Origin of the sequence: Gordonia sp. UBA5067 (assembly GCF_002414845.1) — a bacterium.
GTDB classification, from domain to species: Bacteria; Actinomycetota; Actinomycetes; order Mycobacteriales; family Mycobacteriaceae; genus Gordonia; species Gordonia defluvii.
In genome coordinates, this window is sequence record NZ_DIAX01000059.1 from 1 (window position 1) to 19,947 (window position 19,947).

Annotated in this window: 20 protein-coding genes; 8 read left to right on the top strand and 12 right to left on the bottom strand. The window is 67.6% G+C overall.

The genetic code is table 11. From position 1 onward, the window contains the following. Positions 1–201: 201 nt before the first annotated feature. A complete protein-coding gene (locus tag B4M62_RS09890; protein WP_290707178.1) occupies positions 202–1,620 on the top strand; it encodes a hypothetical protein in 1,419 nt (472 codons plus the stop codon). A 54-nt stretch (positions 1,621–1,674) separates the two neighbouring features. On the opposite strand, the gene B4M62_RS09895 is transcribed toward B4M62_RS09890, so the two are convergent. Beyond that, entirely contained in the window at positions 1,675–2,883 is a 1,209-nt protein-coding gene (locus B4M62_RS09895; RefSeq protein ID WP_290707179.1) for a lipase family protein, read from the bottom strand. Between the two features lie 113 nt (positions 2,884–2,996). Here B4M62_RS09895 and B4M62_RS09900 point away from each other — a divergent pair, with 113 nt between their 5' ends. From B4M62_RS09900 to B4M62_RS09930, 7 genes are all read left to right on the top strand, one after another. After that, a complete protein-coding gene (locus B4M62_RS09900) occupies positions 2,997–3,605 on the top strand; it encodes a hypothetical protein (protein WP_290707199.1) in 609 nt (202 codons plus the stop codon). A gap of 81 nt (positions 3,606–3,686) precedes the next feature. Beyond that, positions 3,687–3,953, top strand: a complete 267-nt coding sequence (locus B4M62_RS09905) for a hypothetical protein (RefSeq protein ID WP_290707201.1) — start codon at positions 3,687–3,689, stop codon at positions 3,951–3,953. 9 nt (positions 3,954–3,962) lie between these two features. Further along, on the top strand, positions 3,963–5,669 hold the full coding sequence (locus B4M62_RS09910; protein WP_290707203.1) for a cytochrome c biogenesis protein DipZ: 1,707 nt from the start codon (positions 3,963–3,965) through the stop codon (positions 5,667–5,669). Positions 5,670–5,765: 96 nt separating this feature from the next. Further along, a complete protein-coding gene (locus B4M62_RS09915; protein ID WP_290707205.1) occupies positions 5,766–6,350 on the top strand; it encodes a YdcF family protein in 585 nt (194 codons plus the stop codon). A 117-nt stretch (positions 6,351–6,467) separates the two neighbouring features. Continuing rightward, positions 6,468–7,013 carry a pyridine nucleotide-disulfide oxidoreductase gene (locus tag B4M62_RS09920; RefSeq protein ID WP_290707208.1) on the top strand — a complete coding sequence of 182 codons (546 nt, stop codon included), beginning with the start codon at positions 6,468–6,470 and terminating at the stop codon, positions 7,011–7,013. A gap of 130 nt (positions 7,014–7,143) precedes the next feature. Continuing rightward, on the top strand, positions 7,144–7,665 hold the full coding sequence (locus B4M62_RS09925; protein ID WP_290707209.1) for a flavodoxin domain-containing protein: 522 nt from the start codon (positions 7,144–7,146) through the stop codon (positions 7,663–7,665). Positions 7,666–7,669: 4 nt separating this feature from the next. Continuing rightward, positions 7,670–8,344, top strand: coding sequence for a phosphoribosyltransferase (locus B4M62_RS09930; RefSeq protein WP_290707210.1), 675 nt, complete (start codon positions 7,670–7,672; stop codon positions 8,342–8,344). A gap of 1 nt (position 8,345) precedes the next feature. On the opposite strand, the gene B4M62_RS09935 is transcribed toward B4M62_RS09930, so the two are convergent. From B4M62_RS09935 to rbfA, 11 genes are all read right to left on the bottom strand, one after another. After that, on the bottom strand, positions 8,346–8,792 hold the full coding sequence (locus tag B4M62_RS09935; RefSeq protein WP_290707212.1) for a hypothetical protein: 447 nt from the start codon (positions 8,790–8,792) through the stop codon (positions 8,346–8,348). A 66-nt stretch (positions 8,793–8,858) separates the two neighbouring features. Then, entirely contained in the window at positions 8,859–10,685 is a 1,827-nt protein-coding gene (locus B4M62_RS09940; protein WP_290707215.1) for an AMP-dependent synthetase/ligase, read from the bottom strand. Positions 10,686–10,814: 129 nt separating this feature from the next. After that, complete coding sequence (locus B4M62_RS09945) at positions 10,815–12,740, bottom strand: ABC transporter ATP-binding protein/permease (protein ID WP_290707217.1); 1,926 nt, start codon at positions 12,738–12,740, stop codon at positions 10,815–10,817. Continuing rightward, positions 12,737–13,423 (bottom strand): hypothetical protein, encoded by a 687-nt coding sequence (locus B4M62_RS09950; protein ID WP_290707219.1) that lies wholly within the window; start codon positions 13,421–13,423, stop codon positions 12,737–12,739. The genes B4M62_RS09945 and B4M62_RS09950 overlap by 4 nt, the downstream gene beginning before the upstream one ends. A 77-nt stretch (positions 13,424–13,500) precedes the next feature. Continuing rightward, positions 13,501–14,394 carry an acyl-CoA thioesterase gene (locus B4M62_RS09955; protein ID WP_290707221.1) on the bottom strand — a complete coding sequence of 298 codons (894 nt, stop codon included), beginning with the start codon at positions 14,392–14,394 and terminating at the stop codon, positions 13,501–13,503. Positions 14,395–14,417: 23 nt separating this feature from the next. Beyond that, positions 14,418–15,320 (bottom strand): tRNA pseudouridine(55) synthase TruB, encoded by a 903-nt coding sequence (truB, locus tag B4M62_RS09960; protein WP_290707223.1) that lies wholly within the window; start codon positions 15,318–15,320, stop codon positions 14,418–14,420. 13 nt (positions 15,321–15,333) lie between these two features. Further along, entirely contained in the window at positions 15,334–16,005 is a 672-nt protein-coding gene (locus tag B4M62_RS09965; RefSeq protein WP_290707444.1) for a 4'-phosphopantetheinyl transferase family protein, read from the bottom strand. A gap of 32 nt (positions 16,006–16,037) precedes the next feature. Next, complete coding sequence (locus tag B4M62_RS09970; protein WP_290707225.1) at positions 16,038–16,994, bottom strand: metallophosphoesterase family protein; 957 nt, start codon at positions 16,992–16,994, stop codon at positions 16,038–16,040. Continuing rightward, positions 16,969–18,351: an MATE family efflux transporter gene (locus B4M62_RS09975; RefSeq protein ID WP_290707228.1), complete on the bottom strand. Its 1,383-nt coding sequence runs from the start codon at positions 18,349–18,351 to the stop codon at positions 16,969–16,971. Before B4M62_RS09975 ends, B4M62_RS09970 begins: the two co-directional genes overlap by 26 nt. A 133-nt stretch (positions 18,352–18,484) precedes the next feature. After that, complete coding sequence (locus B4M62_RS09980) at positions 18,485–19,444, bottom strand: DHH family phosphoesterase (protein ID WP_290707447.1); 960 nt, start codon at positions 19,442–19,444, stop codon at positions 18,485–18,487. A gap of 20 nt (positions 19,445–19,464) precedes the next feature. Continuing rightward, a complete protein-coding gene (rbfA, locus tag B4M62_RS09985; protein ID WP_290707230.1) occupies positions 19,465–19,905 on the bottom strand; it encodes a 30S ribosome-binding factor RbfA in 441 nt (146 codons plus the stop codon). Positions 19,906–19,947: the final 42 nt, after the last annotated feature.

Genomic DNA, 19,947 nt, shown 5'->3' on the forward strand with positions numbered 1-19,947 from the left:
GAGTTCGAGTCTCACCGAGGGCACCACAAACACCCTGACCGGGACATCCTGACCAGGACATCCTGACCGGGACATCCTGACCAGGACTTCCGGCTCGGGGCCCGGCTGGAGTGCTACAGCGTTCCTTCAAAAGGGTGCGTCCCTCCCGATGACTGCGTGTGCTTCAGCCAAAGTCAGAGCCGTACCCCATACGCTCTCACCATGAAATCTCGCCTCGCCCAACTCGGCGTGCTTTGTGTCAGCGCCGCGCTGGCCACCACCGGTTGTTCGCTGATCCCATCGTCTGACCAGGCGACAACGTCAACCACGGTCCAAGCGACATCGACACCCACGACGACCCGCGCGCCGTCAACGCTGCGGTTCGCCATCAACCCCGACACCGACAGCAACCGGGCCGACAACACGGTGATTGGCGGGCCCGACGCATTCGCCTTCTACGACTGGGACGGCCTCAAAGGCGGCGACATGTTTTCCCGCCGGCCCGATGGCGCCGGGGCGACGGTCTTCACCGAGGACGGTGGCGTGCGGGTGACGTTCACGCCGGACCGGGGAGAGAAGGCCGCGCGCGGATTCGCACTCGGCATTCAGCAGGTCCCCAGCGCCAAGGCCCTCGCTGTGACGGCTGCGCTGGTCCGGCTCCCAGCTGACGGCCTGGCCGCGGAAAAGTTTGAGATCCAAGCGCGGGTCGTCGACAAGAAAGGCAAAACCATCGGCAGTGTCGCCGTTGACGCCGTTGAGGACTCCGGACTGGACGGCGTCGGCCTCTTCGGCGACACCGTCGTGATTCGTTACGACAAAGACGAAAAAAATCCCACGGGTTCCGGCGACATCGAGTACCTCGCTGCCATCGACCTGCCGTCTAAGCGCGAGTTGTGGGTGAACAAGCCGAGCACCAAGGACGGCGGAATGTCGGTCGGCGGCAGCGGCGACTGCAGTAAGAGCGCCGTGCTCGGTGTCTTCCAATCCTCAGTCTTCGACCGCTCCCCCGACGGCGACATCCTCTATGGTGACGCGGCCGGGATGACTGCGGTCGACGCCAAAACCGGGAAGCCGCGCTGGGTGAAGCCGAATCCCCGCTGCTTCCTCGGCTCCCCCATGCCGGGTGGGACCTACCCCTACCGCGTTGTGACCTACAACGGCGAGTCGGCCTACGACCTGCGCGGCGGCAAGGCCCTGGCCGTCAACGGTGTGTCGTACGCAATCGACCGGCAACGCAACCTGCTCGCGGTGAGCTACGTCTACCGGGGTTCGATGAGTTCGAAGCCGACGCTGATCGGGGGCGGCCCCGCACTGCAAATCCTCGACCTCACGAGCGGCAAAGCCCTGTTCGAACTCCCCGGCGCCGAGGGACTCAAGCACAAGACCCTCTCGGTCCTGGGAGCGATGGACGGCAAGATCTGGATCCAGAGTGGCGCCGACGTATCGGTGATCGAAGCCGACACTGGTAAGACCGCAGCCGATTCTGCCTCGCTCGCCGCCCTCTACGGCAAATCCGCATCGGGCATCCCCCTCTACCACGGCGACAAGTGGATGGTGTTGGGGAGTGATCCCCGCCGACCGAAGACCTTCCTGTGGAACAGTTCCGGCACATTCACCCTCGCCGACGTCAAACGCGGCTGATCCCTGGCTGCGCAGCCAACTCGCACCGGCCCGACGCACCCGTACCGCCGTTGCTCAGCGCATGATCCGCGCGAGGAAGGGTGTCGAATCACGCATCGAGGTCAGCAAGGTGCCCGAATGCCCCTCGTCGGGATAGGTGACGAACGTGAGGGGCTGGTTGTTCGCGGCCAACTGCGCAGCCAGGCTGAGCGGCGCCGGAATCGGGACGGCGGCGTCAATCAGCCCGGCGGCCATGAAGATGGGCCGGTTGTAGCCGCGGTAGGGCACGCCCAGATAGTCGATCAGTGCCGGTTTGATTCCGGGGATCGACGCAATCGGCCGGGTGAACCAGTCCGCGACGTTGTCGTTCTTCAGCGCAGCGGCAAGTTGCAAAGTGCAGTTGGTGTTGGCCAGATCCAGCGCCCGACGGCCCGCCGCAGTGATGTAGCGCACCGAATCGAACTCGGGTCGGGCATCGACGAATCCGGCCAGAATCGCCGCGGCATAGGCGGTGAGTCCGACGGGTAGCGCGACGGGCGGTACGCCCGGCCCGATCTGCCAGATCACGTGCTCCAGATTCGCGGGGACTCCGGTGGCCACCACCCCCCGGTAGTCCAGGCCGGTGCCGCGCGAATACTCGGAGGCGCGCCGGGCCGCTGACATGGCGGCCGCCGCCCCCTCGGAGTGCCCCACGATCGCCCACCTCTTCGCCAGCGGCAAAGCGGTGTCCTGGGCGGCAACCACAGAGTCGACCACCGAATGGGCGGCCGCTCGGGTGCTCAGATAGCTCAGGTTCCCCGGAGTGCCCAAACCCGCATAGTCGGTGGCGACCACCGCGTATCCCCGATCGAGCCAGTGGCCGAGATAGCTGCCGACGTCCTCGAGGGCCGGTTGAGTCGACGGTGCACACTGATCGGCCGAGCCAACGGTGCCGTGAGCCCACGCGATGACTGGATAGCCACCGGCCGGAGCAGGCCGTCGGGGAAGCAGAATCTGCCCGGTGCTTGTGGCGGGCCGACCATGAACATCGGTGGTGGAGTAGTGAACCCGGTACGCGCGCCCCGCCGTCGGCAAGCTCACCGCCGGATCGAGCGGAGTCATCGCAATCATCGTGCCGGGCCGGCCGATCGGCCCCGTGTAGTCCGCGACGTCGAGACCCGAAAGGCGAGGCGGGCCGCTGAACAGCATTGGCTGCGCCCCCGCTGTCCCCAGCCCCCACGCGAAGCTCGACACGACGATGACGGTGGCGACCACGGCCCGCACAGCATCTGCCCCGATCCTCATTCCGCCAGGCTAGATCAACCTGCACCCGCTGCCGGCGGCGCGCAGGTCAACGCGGATCGCTACCCTCGGAACGGCGCACTGCCATCGGGGCGGTCAGATCGGGGTCCACTGCAATGATTCTTCAGCGCCGAGCACTTCGCGGCATCGTCGGATCACTCGCGCTCGCCGGCGCGGTGGCAGCGACCGGTTCGGTCGCCGCCGCTCCACCTGTTCCCGACGGGGTCTGTGTGATCAGTCAGACTGACCGCGACCGCACGATCGACTCGCTGATGAACCACTGCACTGCACAACAGATTCTGAACCTGTTCGGCTCCGCCCCGCTCGGCGCCGCCCCCGTCGGCCGACAGCCCCTGGCCCTCCTGCCGGTCATGCACGTCAACGGGAAATTAGCCCCCTACCCACAGGCTAGGGCGTTCACCCAGACCCAGAGCCGCTTCGGCGACAGCCTCACCTTCGGCACCGGACCGCAGGGCCAGCCGTGGGTCTACAAGAACTACATATTTGGACGCGACATCGGCGGCGCGTTGACACTCGGCCGATCCAATTGGGACGGCAAACCGGCCTGGACGGCCGACTTCCGCGCCGACTTCGTCGGTGTCCCCATCAGCGTCCACGAATACCGGCAGTTGACGCCGGTGGTCTGGATCAGCCGCGACACCGGCGGAACCCAGCAGAACCCCACCGCCGCCAAACACAGCGGCGGCGCAATGGCCATCGGATAGCCTCCCATCCACACTGTGGGCTGGATCACAGCAAGCGTAGGCTTGCGTGGGGATCAGCGGACCAGCCACTAGGAGGCCACCATGGCCCAATCAACCACCACCCGTCGGCTGATCGCAGCCGCTGCCACAGTGGGCGCACTGATCACCGGAATCGGCGGCCTGAGTTCCTCGGTCGCCCATGCCGCACCACCGATGGGCACGTCCTGCGGCCCGAACAAGGTGATCACCACGGTCGGCTCGTGTGCGCCGATCAACTCGTCGTGCACCGGGTACGACATGATGCTCATCGGGCGGGTCGACCGCACCGGGCGCTGCGTCATCCCCGGCATGAACGGCACGACGTGGTGATGTGACGGAGTGACCCTCCTGCTGGTCGGCTTCGTCGGCGGCATTCTGGCAGGCATTTCACCGTGCGTCCTGCCGGTGCTGCCGGTCGTATTGATGGGCAGCGCCGCTTCTTCGTCGGGCGATGGCGCCGCGCCCGCCGACAACAACGCCGGACGTCTGCGCGCCGTGTTGATCGTCGCCGGGATGACCGTGAGCTTTGCCCTCATCACCCTGTTCGGGACACTCCTGCTGGCCGCCCTGCATCTGCCGTCCTCACTACTGCGGTGGCTCGGTCTCGGCGCCCTCGTGTTTGTCGGGCTGGCGATGATCTTTCCCCCGCTCGAACAATTCCTCGAACGGCTCTTCGCCCGGATCCCACAACGCCAGGTCACCGCGCAGGGCTCCGGTGCCCTGGGCGGCTTCATCCTCGGATTGGCCCTGGGTGCGGTGTTCGTGCCGTGCGCGGGTCCGGTTCTCGCGGCCATCGCGGTGGCGGGAGCGACCGGCACCATCGGAACCGAGACCGTGTTGCTCACCGTTGCCTTCGCCGCAGGGGTCTCGATTCCCCTGCTGATCGTCGCGCTCGCCGGCAACAAACTCGCCGACCGCGTGCGCGGACTGCAGCGACGGCAGCGCGTGGTCCGTGGCGTGGCCGGTGCACTGGTCATCGCCCTCGCCATCGCCCTCACCTTCGACGTGACCGGTGCCATCCAGCGCCGGATCCCCGACTACACGCGGGCGATCAGCGATCCCCTGCAATCCCATGTCAACGTGCCCGTCGCCGCGGGGAACGGTACCCTGCGAACCTGCCAGGAAGCGGCGTTCAACGGTCGCGACGACGGACTCGCCGACTGCGGGCGCGCCCCGGAATTCACCGGCATCGCGCAGTGGCAGAACAGTCCCCCCATGCGGATGGCGGACTTGCGCGGCAAGGTTGTCCTCGTCGACTTCTGGGCGTACTCCTGCATCAACTGTCAGCGTTCACTCCCCCATGTGCAGGCGTGGTGGAAGCGTTACGAACCGTTTGGCCTGCGGGTCGTCGGCGTCCACACCCCCGAATACGCCTTCGAGCACAACGCCGCCAACGTCGCCTCCGGTGCCGCGCGGCTCGGCCTCACCTTTCCCGTCGCCATCGACAACGACTACCGCACCTGGAAGGCCTACCAGAACGTCGCCTGGCCGGCCGACTACCTCGTCGATGCGACCGGGGTGATCCGGCACGTCAGCCTCGGTGAAGGCCGGTACGACCGCAAAGAGGGCTACCTCCGCGCGTTGCTCACTGCCGCAAACCCCGGCGCGAAGCTACCCGCCGCCACCGATCTGCCCGACCACACCCCCACCGACCGGCAGCGCACTCCAGAAACATTCCTCGGTGTCGAGAAGCAGCAGTCCTATGGCGGCACCGGTCCCTACACCGCCGGCACCCGCACCTATTCCGACGCCGCCGGCGCGGCGCCCAACACCTATCGGCTCGACGGTGCGTGGACTCTGACCACCGACGGCATCGCCGCCGGACCGGGTGCCCGGATCACCCTGGCCTACCGGGCGAGCGACGTCTACCTCAACGTCGGCGGCACCGGCACGGTGACCGTTACCGAAGCCGGCACCACCCGGACCATCGCGGTGTCCGGCGCGCCGAACATCCGGACCGTTGCCAATCATCAGGTCTCGGAAGCGGCGACGATGACCATCGCATTGTCGCCGGGGTTGACGGCCTACTCGTTCACCTTCGGCTGAGCCGGACATCTCAGATTTGCCACGCCGCGGTTGCACACCCGAAACGACCTCTGCCGCCGGATCAATCGTTCAGTTTTCGTCGCTACACTCGCGCACATGCGCTTGCCACTCCTGTTTTCGGCTGCCCTGGTCACCGCCGTTACCGCGTTCACCGGTTCGGCGGGTGCCGTGCACGCCGCGCCGGCCCCACACACCACCGCCGGCAGCATGGACTTCGGCAGTTCCGGATCCGACCTCCTCGGACAGGCCGGACTGTTCCTCTGGCAGAACCCGGCCGGCCGGTACATCGTCGTCCTCGGCGCGAAGATGGGCACCTTCGGGCAGACCCCGGAGATCCTCGACCAGCGGCTCAGCGCCACCGCCCGGCTCGGGCGGACTCATCCGTTCAACCGCATCATCGTGTCCGGCGGTGACACCTGGTGGCTGCCCGTATCCGAGGCCCAGTTCATGAACGTCGGACTGCTCCAACGCGGGATCCCAGTGTGGCAGATGATCAACGAGGCCCAGTCCACCAGCACCGTGCAGAACGCCACCAATACGGTGCGGATGCTCAAGGCGATGGGCGCCGATGGCGCGGTCATCGTCACCAACGGGTTCCATATGCAGCGGGCCATAAAGAACTTCCGTGATGCCGCACGCACCCAGCAGGCACGAATCCAGTTTCTCCCCGCCTACGCCTGACAACCTGCCCGGCTGCCCTGGCCCGGGCACCATCTCCGGGCGACCAAGCGTTCGCCAAGGCGGCTCCAAGTGCCCGCCGCCAACCTATCGAGGTACCCCACCTCGATAGGAGTCCTCATGACCGCCAACAACCGCGCCACCGCCGCCCTTGCCCGACGAATCTCGGTCGCCTCAGTAGTCGCCGGCATCGCGGTGTTCACCGCCGGCTGTGACTTCTCGGCCGGATCCACCGCGATCAGCAAGCCGTCCGACGTCACCGCCGGCAACTGCCTCACCATCGACGGGAGCACCGGCGAGGGCAAGGTGAACGCCAGCACGAGTAGCTGCGACGCCGAGGGAAGGCTCACGTTCTACGCCGCCGAAACGACCAGCCTGAGCGGATCGTGCAGCGGCAGCAACAGCGCCTACATCGCATTCTCGAACGAGAAGCTCTGCATCACGCCGAACTTCGTGCCGTCCAGCTGCTATCAGATCCCCACGACCGGTGGCCGGCTGGTGGACTACCGCAAGATTGACTGCGACTCCTCGGCAGCCCCGTCGACGGTCATCGCCACTGTGGCGACGCGGGGCGCGGCAGACATCTCGTGCACCGAGGAGCAGACGAAGTGGAAGTTCGCGCAGCCCGCGTCCATCGGCTACTGCCTCAAAGAGATGGTGGCGTGACGTAGCAGCTCGATCGACGATCATCACCCGATGCCGGATTTCCGCTTTAGACTCGCGTCATGAACCGCTATCTGCTGGTTGGCCCACGCACCGTCGCAGCCACGGCACTCCTGCCGGCGGGCATCGCCCGATGACTGCGAATGTGCTCGTGGCCTATGCCAGCGCAGACGGTTCGACCGCCGAGGTCGCACAGCGGCTGGGTGAGCATCTGCGCGCGACGGGACTGCAAGTGCGGATCGCACCGGCGACCGACTCCCCCGACCCGACGGTCGTCGACGCCGTCATCCTCGGCAGCCCGATCCACGACGGCGCCCTGCTGCCCGAGCTGACCGCGTTCGTCGACGCCAACCTTGCCGCACTGCTCCAGCGCCCGGTGTGGCTGTTCTCCCTGGGGATGGGGCCGGTACTGCGCGGGCCCATCGGTGCACTTCTCCGCACCAAGGTGACGCCACCGGTGGCCGGGGTCCGCGACACGGTGAACGCCGTCGAGTACCACGCGTTCGCCGGGCGATTCGCGCGGTCGCCCCAACTCCGGATTCGGGCGGTAATGGGCCTACTGGGCGCGGTCCCGGGCGATCATCGGAACTGGGACGAGGTGGCGCAATGGGCAGCCGACATTTCGCGAGTAGTCCGCGCCCGCACCCCGGACTGACGCCGTGACCCGGCGATCGGCTCCCGCTCCGCCCTATCGGGACAGGACGCATGCCGGGCGGGTTCTTGCCGACCACCTCGACGAGTTCCGCAATCGCGGAGTCGTCGTGCTGGCCCTGCCGCGCGGCGGTGTACCGGTCGCCGAACCGGTGGCGAGGCGCCTGCACGCGCCGCTCGACGTCTACCTCGTGCGCAAGCTGGGAGTCCCGACCCAGCCGGAACTGGCCGCCGGTGCGCTGAGCAGCGATGGCGTGGTGATCACCAACGACGACGTCATCCGCGCGTCGGGCATGACCGCCGACGATCTGGAGCGCGTCATCACGACCGAACGCGCCGAACTCGACCGGCGTGAGGCCGCCTATCGTGGCACCCGGCCGCCGGTCGACGTGCACGACAAGACGGTGATCGTCGTGGACGACGGCATCGCGACAGGCGCGACGGCGCGCGCCGCCATCCGGGCACTTCGGCGCTCGGGAGCAGCGCGGGTAGTGCTGGCGGTACCGGTCGCGCCGGCGGCGGAGATCGCCCGCATGAGCCGCGAATCAGACATTGTCTGCCCGGTGATATCGCGACACTTCACCGGTGTCGGCGGCGCCTACGACGACTTCAGTCAGGTCTCCGACGAGCAGGTGCGCGCGGCGCTCGCCGCCCCCGGCCTCCATGGTTCCGAATCGCCGTGACTCAGATCCGGAAGATCGACGGCGGGGCCCCGTATTTGGCAGCCCACGGTGCCCAGGCGACATCCGTCGGGCCCGCGGCACTGTCGACCCGCGCCCAGCCGGTTCTGGCCTTGCGGAAGAGGCCGACGTACCGGTTCGACTTTCCGCCGTTGGCCGCTGCTTCGGCGAAGGGCGTGCCGGCGTAGCTGAACCGCCCCCCATCCGACGCCTGCAGCGTCGCCGACACGAACGCCCATTCCCCGCTCGTGTTGACCTTGGCGGCCCCCAGGCGAACAGGTTTGTGGAGTTGGGCCTTGGCATCGGCGGTGGCCACGGCCAGGACCTGGCTGGTAGGCACGGCCAGCGAAGCGGCTGGTGCGGCAGTCAGACCGAAGGCGGCCATCATCAGCGCGGCGGCAGCGGCGAAGCCGCGGACGGAGCAGGACAGGCTGGCCCGGGTGAGGTGCATACCATCCAATTTAGGCATCCCGCGATGACGAGACAAGGACCGGCCGGTCACCCGCCCCGCCCCGCGCTAACGCAAGTCGACGGTGCCGGGTGCGACCGGATCGGAATACAGCGCGACGATCTCCGGGGCGTACTTCGCATCGATCGGTTTGCGCCGCAGCTTCATCGTCGGGGTCAACTCCTCCCCGCCCGGCTCCCACGGCGACGCGATGATCACAAACCGCTTGATCTGCTCGACGCGCGAGAGCTTCGCATTGCCAGTCGCCACCGCCGCCGTCACCTCGGCCACCACCGCCGGGTGGGCCGAGATCACCGCGAGATCGGTCTCGTCGAGTCCGTACTCGCGCGCCTTCACCGCCGCCATGTCGGGGTCGAGGACGATGAGGGCACTGACGTACGGCTTGGCGTTGCCGATGGCGACGATCTGACCGACCAGCGGCGACACCGCCTTGATCGCATTCTCGATGTTGGTCGGCGCAAGGTTCTTGCCCGACTCGTTGATGAGCAGTTCCTTCTTGCGGTCGACGATGGTCACATTGCCGTCGGCGCCGACCTGCGCGATGTCGCCGGTCGCGAGCCAGCCGTCGGCGTCGATCGCCTCGGCCGTCTTGTCGGGCTGGTTGCGGTAGCCGCGCATGACCACCGGGCCGCGGACAAACAATTCGCCATCGGCGCCGAGCTTGATCTCGACACCGCGCACCGGTCGCCCGACGGTGCCGATCGCCAAGTTGTCCGGCGAGGTGAGCGTCGTCGCACCGGTGGATTCCGACATGCCCCAAACCTCGAGAACCGGGATGCCGAGCGCAAGGAAGAACTTGAGGACCTCGGGCGGAATGGCGGCCGCCCCCGAGTATGCGATGTCGATCTCGTCCATGCCGATGCCGTGGCGCACCTTCGAGAGCACCAGCTTGTCGGCCACACCGTGCTGGAGCCGCAGCAGGCCGGAGGGGGACTTGCCCTGCAGATGCAACTCGGCCACCTCCGCACCGACGCCCAGCGCCCAGGCGCCGAGCCCGGCCTTCACACCGGTCGCCTCAGCGAGCTTCGCCTCGATGCCGGCCTTGAGCTTCTGCCACACGCGTGGCACCCCGAAGAACAGGGTGGGCCGCGCATCGGGCAGGGCGACGGCGATATTGCGCGGATCCGGTTCGCTCGTGATCTGCGCGCCGCGCAGCATGTTCGTCCCGTGAGTGGACACCCGGTCGGCAATGTGTGCGGCCGGCAGATACGAGAGCAGGCGACCGTCCAGCCCCGTGTCGACGATGTCGGTGAGCGCGATCGCCTCGGCAATCATGTTGCGGTGGGTGATCTCGACGCCCTTGGGCGGGCCGGTGGTGCCCGACGTGTAGATCAGCGTCGCAAGGTCGGACGGTTCCACGGCCCGCCAACTCGCCTCGAAATCGAAGCCGGCGGGCGCCGGCATTGATTCGACTTCGGTGAGCGCGGTGGTCCCGGCCCCGCCGTCGACGCTGATGACGGTCCGCACGCCGGTGTCCGCCGCGGTGAGGATCGGCAGGAACGCCGCCTCGGTGACGACGACGGTGTTGCCGGCGTTTCCGAAGAGATACTCGACCTGATCGGGGGAACTGGTGTTGTAGATGGAGAACGGGACGCCGCCGAGATGCAGCACCGCGGTATCGACGAGGTGGAATTCGGGTCGATTCGTCAACATGATTCCGACGCTGTCGCCGTGTCCCACTCCCAGCGCGGCGAGACCGCCGGCAATGGCACGCACACGCTCGCCGTATTGCCTCCAGGTGATCTCCTGGGCACCGCCGACGGTGCGCAGGGCCACTGCGCCGGGCCGCAGCCGGATCGTTTCTTGAAAGCCGGCGGGCAACGTGGCGATCCGCTTACCGGACTCGTGCAGGAAGGTGATGAGTTCGTCGGCCATGGCCAGACCCCTAGCGGTAGAACGGCGGGTTGTGCCGCCACCGTAGTCCGCTGCGGCGGCCGGCGGGACCAGTTCCTCCACAAAAGGTAAAGCCTTGGTAAATGCCCCTCACGTCCCGGCGGCCGCAGACTACACCTTCACCGCGATATCGGACATCTCCCACGGGCCCTCGCCCAGCAACACAAGCATCTTGGTGTGATGCTGCTCAGTGGTGCTGCGGTGACTGATGGACACGAGGATCATCTCCGGCAACCGCGTCCGCAGTAGGTTGTACAGCGCATACTCGAGCCCCTCATCGACCGCGGAGGTGGCCTCGTCGAGGAACACCGCTTTCGGCTTGGACAGGAGGACTCGGGCGAACGCCACGCGCTGCTGCTCGCCCGGCGAGAGCACCTTCGCCCAGTACTCGTCCTCGTCGAGACGGTCGACGAGGTGCGGTAGCGATACATCGGTGAGCGTCTGCCGCAGCAACTCGTCGGCGAACTCCGACGGCGGCGCCGGATAGGTCAGCACCGAGCGCAGGTCGGCCAGCGGAAGGTAGGGCACCTGGGACAGGAACAGGGTGTCCTGCCCGCCGGGCCGGATGAATCGACCGTCGGCATAGGGCCACAGCCCAGACAACCCGCGGAACAGCGTCGTCTTTCCACTCCCCGAGGGTCCCTTGACCACCAGGGCGTCACCGGGCACCAGGCTCAGCGACAGGTCCTCGATCAGCACCCCCCCGTCGGGCTTAGTGATCTGCACGTCCGCCAATTGGACGTCGTCACCGTCGGCGGTCGCGATCGTCGGCAAGTCGCGTGCCTTTCCGTCGGCGTCCTGCAGACCGTCGAGACGAATGATCGACGCACGGAAGGCGGTGAAGTCGTCATACATCAGCCGGAAGAACGACAGTGCGTCGCTCAGATTGCCAAACGCCGAAGCCGTCTGCTGCAACGGCCCGAGCTTGATGTCGCCGGCGAAAAACCGATTTGCCTGGACCAGGAACGGCAGCACGACGGCGGCCTGGCTCACCCCGAGGTTCCATCCGGAGAAGAGCAGCGTTCGATGGATGATGTTCCAGTAGTTCGCGATGACGAGGCGGAATCGGCCCATCAGGTTCTGGTGCTCCACCTCCTCGCCGGAGTACAGGGCGATGTTCTCGGCGTTCTCGCGAACGCGGACCAGAGCGAAACGGAAGTTCGCGGTGAGCCGCTCCCGCAGGAAGTTCAAGCGGATCAGCGGTCGGCCGATCCAGAACGCGACGACCGATCCCGCGAAGATGAACATCATCAGCAGGAAGACCAGGCCGTGGGAGATCTCCCACCCCAGCAGATGCATCGGGCCCGAGAGGCCCCAGAGCATGATCGTGAACGTCACCATGGTGACAATCGCGGGGATGACGCCGCCGGAGGCCGAGCCCCCGCTGCTGAAGACGAACTGCCTCGTCCACTGCACCAGCGTCGTAATGTCGCCCTCGATCCGCTGATCCGGGTTGTCGACCCCCGCCGTCAGCTCCCCGTCCGCGTTCTCGATCGGCACGAACCGATTTCGGTAGAATGCGCGGCCGGCCAACCAGTCCTCGGTGACATTGTCGGTGAGCCACGTGCGCATCCGCACGTTGAATGCGGCACCGAACCACACCTCGACCAGCGTGCGCACCACATGAACGGTGGCGAGCAGGCCGAAAATCGCCATCGACTTCCAGAATGCCGACCGCGCCGCGTCAATCGCCGCCTCCCGGCCGGGCGACCCCTTCTCCATGCCGAGCGCAGCCGCGCCGTCCTGGAAGGAGTTGTACATGTCCAGCCCCTGATAGGTGAACAGCACGTTCAGCCGCACGCCGAAGATCGCCAACAGCAGCAGGATGACGATGAGGAGCCACGCCATTGGCGCGATGTCCCGATCGGTGAAGAACCGGCCGGTCACCCGCCAATACTGCCGCCCCCACTTGGTGTAGCGCGCCATCAGTGCGCCGACGACGACGAGCCCGGCCAGGCTCACCGCCGACACCCACAGCGTCCAGATGATGGACTTGGTGAGCTCCTCGCCCCAATCCAGCCCGGTGCCCGGCGTCACCGGTCGCCGCCGATCACGATGGGCACAATCGCACCGTCCTTCAGCGACTTCGTCGTCACGAACTGTGTCGCGGTATCACCGATCCGCACGTTGTACCCGCTGGCGTCGCCACGCACCTGCTCCAGGGTGAACGGCAGATAGCACCGCTCGGCTTTCCCACCGGCCCGGTCGTTGGGGTCGATCACCTCGGCACGCTTGACCGGCCGTAGCGCGGTGTGCAGCACCCTGTCGCTGCGGTCACTCCACGCAATGACCGGTGTGCCCGCCTCCACTGCTCCGCCGGCCGTGCTGGACGACTCACAGCTGACCATCACGCCGCCGTTGCCGGTGAACGTCGCCGTCTTCTGGTACTGCGCGACAACCGCACCCAACAACATCAGGATGATGGCGCACGCGATCCACACGACACCGCTGAGCCCGGTCATCGCCGTGATCAGGGTTCTAGTCTTCTGCTGCCAGGTCCGCCGCGGCAGGTAGGGACCGGGACCGAGCCACCGCTGCGGCGGGGTACCCGGCGGTGGACCGTAGCCATGAAAGGGCGCCCCCGGAGGGCCGGGCGGTACCTGGTCGGGCGGCACCGGAACGGGCGGCACCGGGCCGGGGAGGGATTGGGCGATCGGGGCCGGTACACCCGGTGACGAAATGTCCGGCGTCGTCGATGAACCCTGCTGGTCGTGCTCCACGCTGCGAAATACTCCTATGACAGTTCGGCCACCTCGGCTGACGGGCGGCGGTCAACCCGGCCAGGTTACCGCCGGATTCAGGCCTTGGGCGGGAAGTACTTGATCAGTGCCTCCTGAACGACCGACGTCGCCAGAACGCCATCACGGGTGAAGAAGCGGCCCGAGCCGATCCCGCGCGATCCGGCGGCCACCGGCGACTCCGTCGCGTAGAGCAACCACTCGTCGAAACGGAACTCGCGATGGAACCACATGGAGTGATTCACCGTCGCCGCGAACAGCCGGTCAATCCCCCACGACAGCCCATGGGTGGTGATGATCGAGTCCAGCACGGTGGTGTCCGAGGCATAGCACATGGCGGCCACGTGCCAGATCTGCTCGTTGGGCAGGGTGCCGTCGGTACGCATCCACACCCGGTTCCGCATCAGCTTCTCCCCCGCCTCGCGCACCTTCCAGGTGGGGTCGTTGGCGAAGCGGATGTCGATCGGGTGCAGGGCGTTGACGAACGTCGCAATGGTGTCCTCGTAGCCCTTGAAGTGCTCACCGAGCTCGGGCAGTTCCTCCGGATAGGGCACCGTCGGGCTCTCGATGGCGTGCTCGAGGCCAGCCGTATTGTCCTGGTACGCGACGAGCATCGTGAAAATGTCCTCACCCTTCTGCCGCGCAATGACCTGGCGGTTCGCGAAGGACTTGCCGTCGCGGAAGCGGGTGATGTGGTACTCCATCGGCAGGTTGACATCACCGCCCCGGATGAAGTGCGCGTGCAGGGCGTGGACCGGCGGATTACCGCGGACCAGCGAACGCGTCGCCGCCACGACCCCCTGGCCCAGCAGCTGGCCGCCAAAGGTCCGGGGCGTCTTCTGCTCGGGGTGCTGGCCGATGAAAACGTCATCGTCGGCCTGCTCCACGTCGAGCAGCGCGAGAAGCACGTTCAAATCATCGGAGCGATTCGCCTCCGTGAAGTCAGAAGTCATGAGCACAGCCTAGGTCGTGCCGGTCAGCGCATCGTTGCCGGGCGCACCACCATGATCGAACTGGCGCGCCGCCCCTTCTCCTGCACCAGTGCAATGGGATGGTCATCGGGGTCGATGACGACATAGACATCCTTGCGCCCGACCGGATCGAGCCAGCGCCCCTGGCTGATCCCCTCTGCTTCGTCGGCACTGATCTGCCGGTGCGGAAACGCGATCCGGGCCGCCTCGTCGATGTGCAGGCTCAACTCGGGCGCTGCCGCCAGTTCCGGCAGGGGGCGCGCGTGGCCGAGGGTGAACGGCCCGACGGCGGTGCGGCGCAGCGCGGTGAGGTGCCCGCCGACCCCCAGGGCGGCCCCGAGGTCACGGGCCAGTGCCCGTACGTAGGTGCCCGACGAACAGTCGACCTCGACGTCGAGATCGACGACCTCACCGCTGCGCCTGGTCGCCAGGACGTCAAATCTGGACACGGTCACCGACCGGGCGGCCAACTCGAACTCCGCACCCTCGCGGGCGAGCGCATGCGCCCGCTTGCCATCGACCTTGATCGCCGAGACCGTCGCGGGCACCTGCTCGATGCCGCCGGTCAGCTTCTCGATCTCGGCAGCGATCTCCCCGTCGCGCACCCGGTCGGCGGCCACCCTGCGGACGACCTGCCCCTGCGCGTCGTCGGTGTCGGTGGCGACACCGAGCCGGATCGTCGCCGCATAGGACTTCGTGGTCAGCGACAGCAGGCCCAGCAGCTTGGTCGCACGTTCGATTCCGACGATCAGCACGCCGGTGGCCATCGGGTCGAGTGTCCCGGCGTGGCCGACGCGACGAGTGTTGAAAGCCTTACGGCACGTGGCCACCACGTCGTGACTGGTAATTCCGGCGGGTTTGTCGACGATGACTAGCCCGGCGCTCTCAAGGTGGGCGTGCTCGGCCATCAGCGTGCCCCGGTCACCGCAGGGCGATGGTGGTCGTGATGAACCCGCGTGCGACAAGCCAGCGCCCGGGCAGCTCCAGCAGCGGCGCACCGCCGTCGGCCGCCGCAGGATCGATGAGGATGCGCGAGACGAAGGTGCCGTGCGCTCCCCCGTCGGCCACGTCACCGGTCTGGTCGAACGTGATGTGCGCGTCCTCGAAGCCGAGCCATCGGCGGGTCAGCGGGAACCAAGCCTTGTAGGTGGTCTCCTTGGCGCAGAAGAGCAATCGATCCCAGTGCAGGCCGGCCGGGCGCGTGGCGAGAACGTCGCGCTCGGCCTCGATGCTCGTCAAGTCGAGCACCCCGTCGGGCAGTGGCTCATGCGGCTCGGCATCGATCCCCAGCGACCGGATCGCCATCCCGTAGGCGACGATGGCCGCGCGATAGCCCGCGGTATGGGTGATGGACCCGACCACCCCGTCGGGCCACAGCGGCATGTCCTTCTCACCACGCATGATCGGCGCCGGATCGATGCCCAACTCGCCCAGTGCGACACGGGCGCAGGCCCGGGCAGTGATGAACTCTTTGCGGCGCTTCGCCACGGCCCGCGCGATAATCGACTCCTCAGCGGGCAGCGGGACCAGCCCGTCGGGGTCGCCGAAGCTCTCGGCCGCGGCGACCCCGCCCGGCAGGAGCGGGGCGATCATCGTCGTCGTACTGATACCGGGGACCGGTTCGGTCACGGCTTTCCTTTCTGTGTGCGCGCGCGGCGCTCCGCGAGCCGCTGACGCAGCGCCTCGGCCCGCTCACGGTAGTCCGGCGGCAACTCGAACCGCGCCCCGTGCTCGTCGAGGTCGCTCGGCGTCGCATCCGGGACGATCGCCCGCATCAACGGATCGGGCAGTCCGCGGCGCTTCCATTCGCGCGGGTAGCCCACCGAGACCTCTTCGAATCGGATGCCGTCGTAGTAGGTGGTCCGCGGTATATGCAGGTGCCCGTAGACACAGCAGGCGGCGTTGTAGCGCAGGTGCCAGTCGGCGGTCGCCTCGCTGCCGCACCACAGCGCAAACTCCGGATACATCAGCACCTCGGTGGGTTCGCGGCGCAGCGGCCAATGATTGATGAGCACGGTCTTTTCGGTCGGGTCGATCGCGTCGAGCCGGGCCGCGGTGGCTTCCATGCGCGCCCGGCCCCACGCGTCGCGGGTGCCGAACGGCTCCGGCGAGAGCAGGAACTCGTCGGTGGCGACGACGTTGTTCTCACGGGCGACGGCGAGTGCCTGCAGCGCAGTCGCGGTGCCCTCGGGGCGGAACGTGTAGTCGTAGAGTAGGAACATCGGCACGACGCGGACCGGGTCGCCGCCGTCACCGGGGTCGAACAGCGGGTAACTGTCCTCCGGGGTGATTACCCCGAGATCGCGCGCCAGCTGGACCAGATAGTCGTAGCGGGCGACGCCGTGGATCTGCAGGGGGTCTTTGGCGGTCGTGTACAACTCGTGGTTGCCCGGGACCCACACCACTGTCGCGAACCGCGCCGCCAGCCGGCGCAGCACGTCGGCGATATCGTCGGTCCGCTCGGCAACATCGCCGGCGACGATCAGCCAGTCGTCGGCGGTACTCGGGCGGATGCGGTCGACGATGTGCTCGTTGCCCCGATGGGCCACGTGCAGATCACTGATCGCCCAGAGCGTTGCCATATCGACCATCGTGCCACGCGGGTCCGCGTCCCTTGGCGGGGTGGTCACCGGCACGGCCGGTACTCACGCGGGCCCACTCCCCCGAACGATAGCGCCAGCCAACCGCGGCGAGTCGGACCAGCATGAAGGCCAGCAACCCCGACCAGATCCCGGCGAGCCCCCAGCCGAAGAAGTGCGACGTCCAGATCAGCGGCAGGAAGGCGACCAGCGCCGCAGCCAGCGTCGCCGTGCGCAGAAAGGCGGCGTCGCCCGCCCCGAGCAGGACGCCGTCGAGGGCGAAGACAATCCCGGCGATCGGCAGCAGGGCGATCAGGAACCACCAGGGGACGGCGATCGCCCCCAGAACCTGCGGATCGGAGTTGAACAGGCGCGGCAGAACCCCGGCACCCGCGGCCAGCAACACCGCGACGACCGTGGCGGTCCCCACCGACACCACGGTCACCCGCCGAGCGACCGCGCGGGCCCCCGCCGCCGACCCGCCGCCCAGCGCGGCGCCGACCAGTGACTGCGCGGCGATCGCCAGCGAGTCGAGCAGCAGGCTCAAAAACTCCCACACCTGCAATGCGACCTGGTGGGCGGCCACCGCGGCGACCGAGTAGCGCGCCGCCACCGCGGCCGCGGAGAGAAAGCACATCTGAAACGAGGCACTGCGGGCGATCAGATCCCGGGCCATCACCAACTGCGCGCCGATGATTGCGCGGTGCGGGCGCCAGTCGACATCGCTGTCGGTGCGTTCTCGCCACAGTGCGCCGGCGAACAAGAGACCGGTGATCGACTGCCCGACAACATTCGCCCACGCACTTCCGTCGAGCCCAAGACGGGGGAACGGCCCGCCGCCGTGGACCAGGCCGACACAGAGCACGGTGGCCACCGATAGGCCGGCAACGACCATGACGACCGGCGGCCGGGTGGTCTGCACGCCGCGCATCCAGCCGTTGCCGGCCATGGACACCAAGATCAACGGCACCCCGAAGATCGCGATGCGCAGCCATCCGGCACCGTCAGCGGCCACGGCCGGGTCGGGGACGAGTGCCCGCATGATCCACGGCGCTGTACCGTATCCGACCGCCACAATCGCCATGCCGGCCGCGACGGCGATCCACGTCGCCTGCACACCCTCAGCGACGGCCCCATCCCGGTCGCCCGCCCCGAAACGTCGGGCCGACCGGGCGGTCGTGCCGTAGGTCAGGAACGTCAACTGGGTGCTGAGGACGGCCAGGACCAGGGTGCCGACACCCAGCGCGGCGAGTTCGCGGGCACCGAGGCGACCGACGACCGCCAGATCCAGGAGCAGGTACAGCGGTGCCGCGATCAGCACGATGAGGGCCGAGAATGCGAGATCGGCGATGCGGCGCATCCGCCGATCATCGCAGACCGCCCCGCCGGGCCGGGCGCTGCACCCGCCCGGTGCGCAGAGCTGCCCGGTCGCCCATGAGCACCCGTTTCCCCAGCTCTACCGGGTGCCACGGGGCTTGTCTCGGGCACAGGCACTAGTCCAGAAGAGCTACCAGCGCAGCCGTCACCTCGGCCGCACTCCCGGTAGCGCTGTACCCAGCGGCACGGACATGGCCACCGCCGCCGAAGGCGCGGGCGATCGTGGTCACGTCAATGCTGTCCTTGGAGCGCAGTGACACGTTCCACCGACCCGGCTCGGACTCCTTGAATACCGCGGCCACCTCCACCTCGCGCGCGGTGCGGACCAGGTCGATGAGGCTCTCGGACTCATCCCAGGGCATCGCGGACAAGAGTTCGTGCGGCACCGTCGTGTACACCAGACCGGCTCCGCCACAAGCAGATTCGACGAGACAGGCGTGCGCAAGAACCTCACCTACGACTCGGAACCAGGCAAACGGGTGGCTGTCGAGGAGCTGTCGGCTCCACCGCGCCCCGTCGACCCCGGCCTGCAGCAGCCGGGCAGCAATCCCGAACGAGGCTGGCCGCGCCCACTTGAAGGACCCGGTATCGGTCACCAAACCTGCATAGATGCAGGTGGCAATGGATTCGGTGAGATCGACATCCAGCGCGTCGACAATCTCGAGCACCAGCGCCGCCGTGCAGTCAGAAGCGGGATCGATCAGATCGACCGTCCCGAAGCCGGTATTCGACACGTGATGATCGATCACGATGCGCGTCGGTGCGGCCGTGAAAACGTCAGCCAGTCCCTCCAGCCGACCCAGGGTGGCCGCGTCGACGGAGACCGCCGTCGGATGACCGACTACCGCGGCCGGCGCCACCAGCAGGTCGCTGCCGGGAAGCGCCGCCATCGACGCGGGGAGCTGCAGGTCACCGGGGTAGGCCACCTCAACCGACTTTCCCAACGTTGCCAGCGCCTGACCGAGCGCGAGCCCACTGCCCAAAGTGTCCGGGTCCGGCCGGACATGGCACAAGATGGTCACCGCATCGGCCTGACGCAGCCGCGCCGCAACGTCCGCCGCCGTGGCGGCAGTCACCGGTCGGGCCGTGGCGGCAGTCACCGGTCGGGCTCGTCCCGATACGGGTCCGCTTCTCCCGCAGGCTTCGCGTCGGCCGCCTGCCGCGCAACCAACTCGTCACTGGCGCGGGCGCGCGCCACCAACTCCTCCATCTGGCGCGCGGTGTCGGGCACCGTGTCCACCTGGAAGGCCAGCGTCGGGGTGAACCGAACGCCAGTGCCAGCACCGACCAACGAGCGCAGATGCCCGGTGGCCTTGATCAGCGCCGCCGACGCACCCTCGTAATCGGGCTCGGCATCGATCGTCTCGCCCATCACCGTGTAGAACAACGTGGCGTCGTGCAGATCACCCGACACCCGAGCGTCGGTAATCGTCACATGGGCCAGCCGGGGATCCTTGATCTCACCGGATCCGATGGCCGAGGCGACGATCGCCGAGATGCGCTTGGCCAGCCTGGCCGCACGCGCCTGATCCACCATGGGAAGAACCGCCTTTCGACAGAACGCCCGCAACCCGGGTCT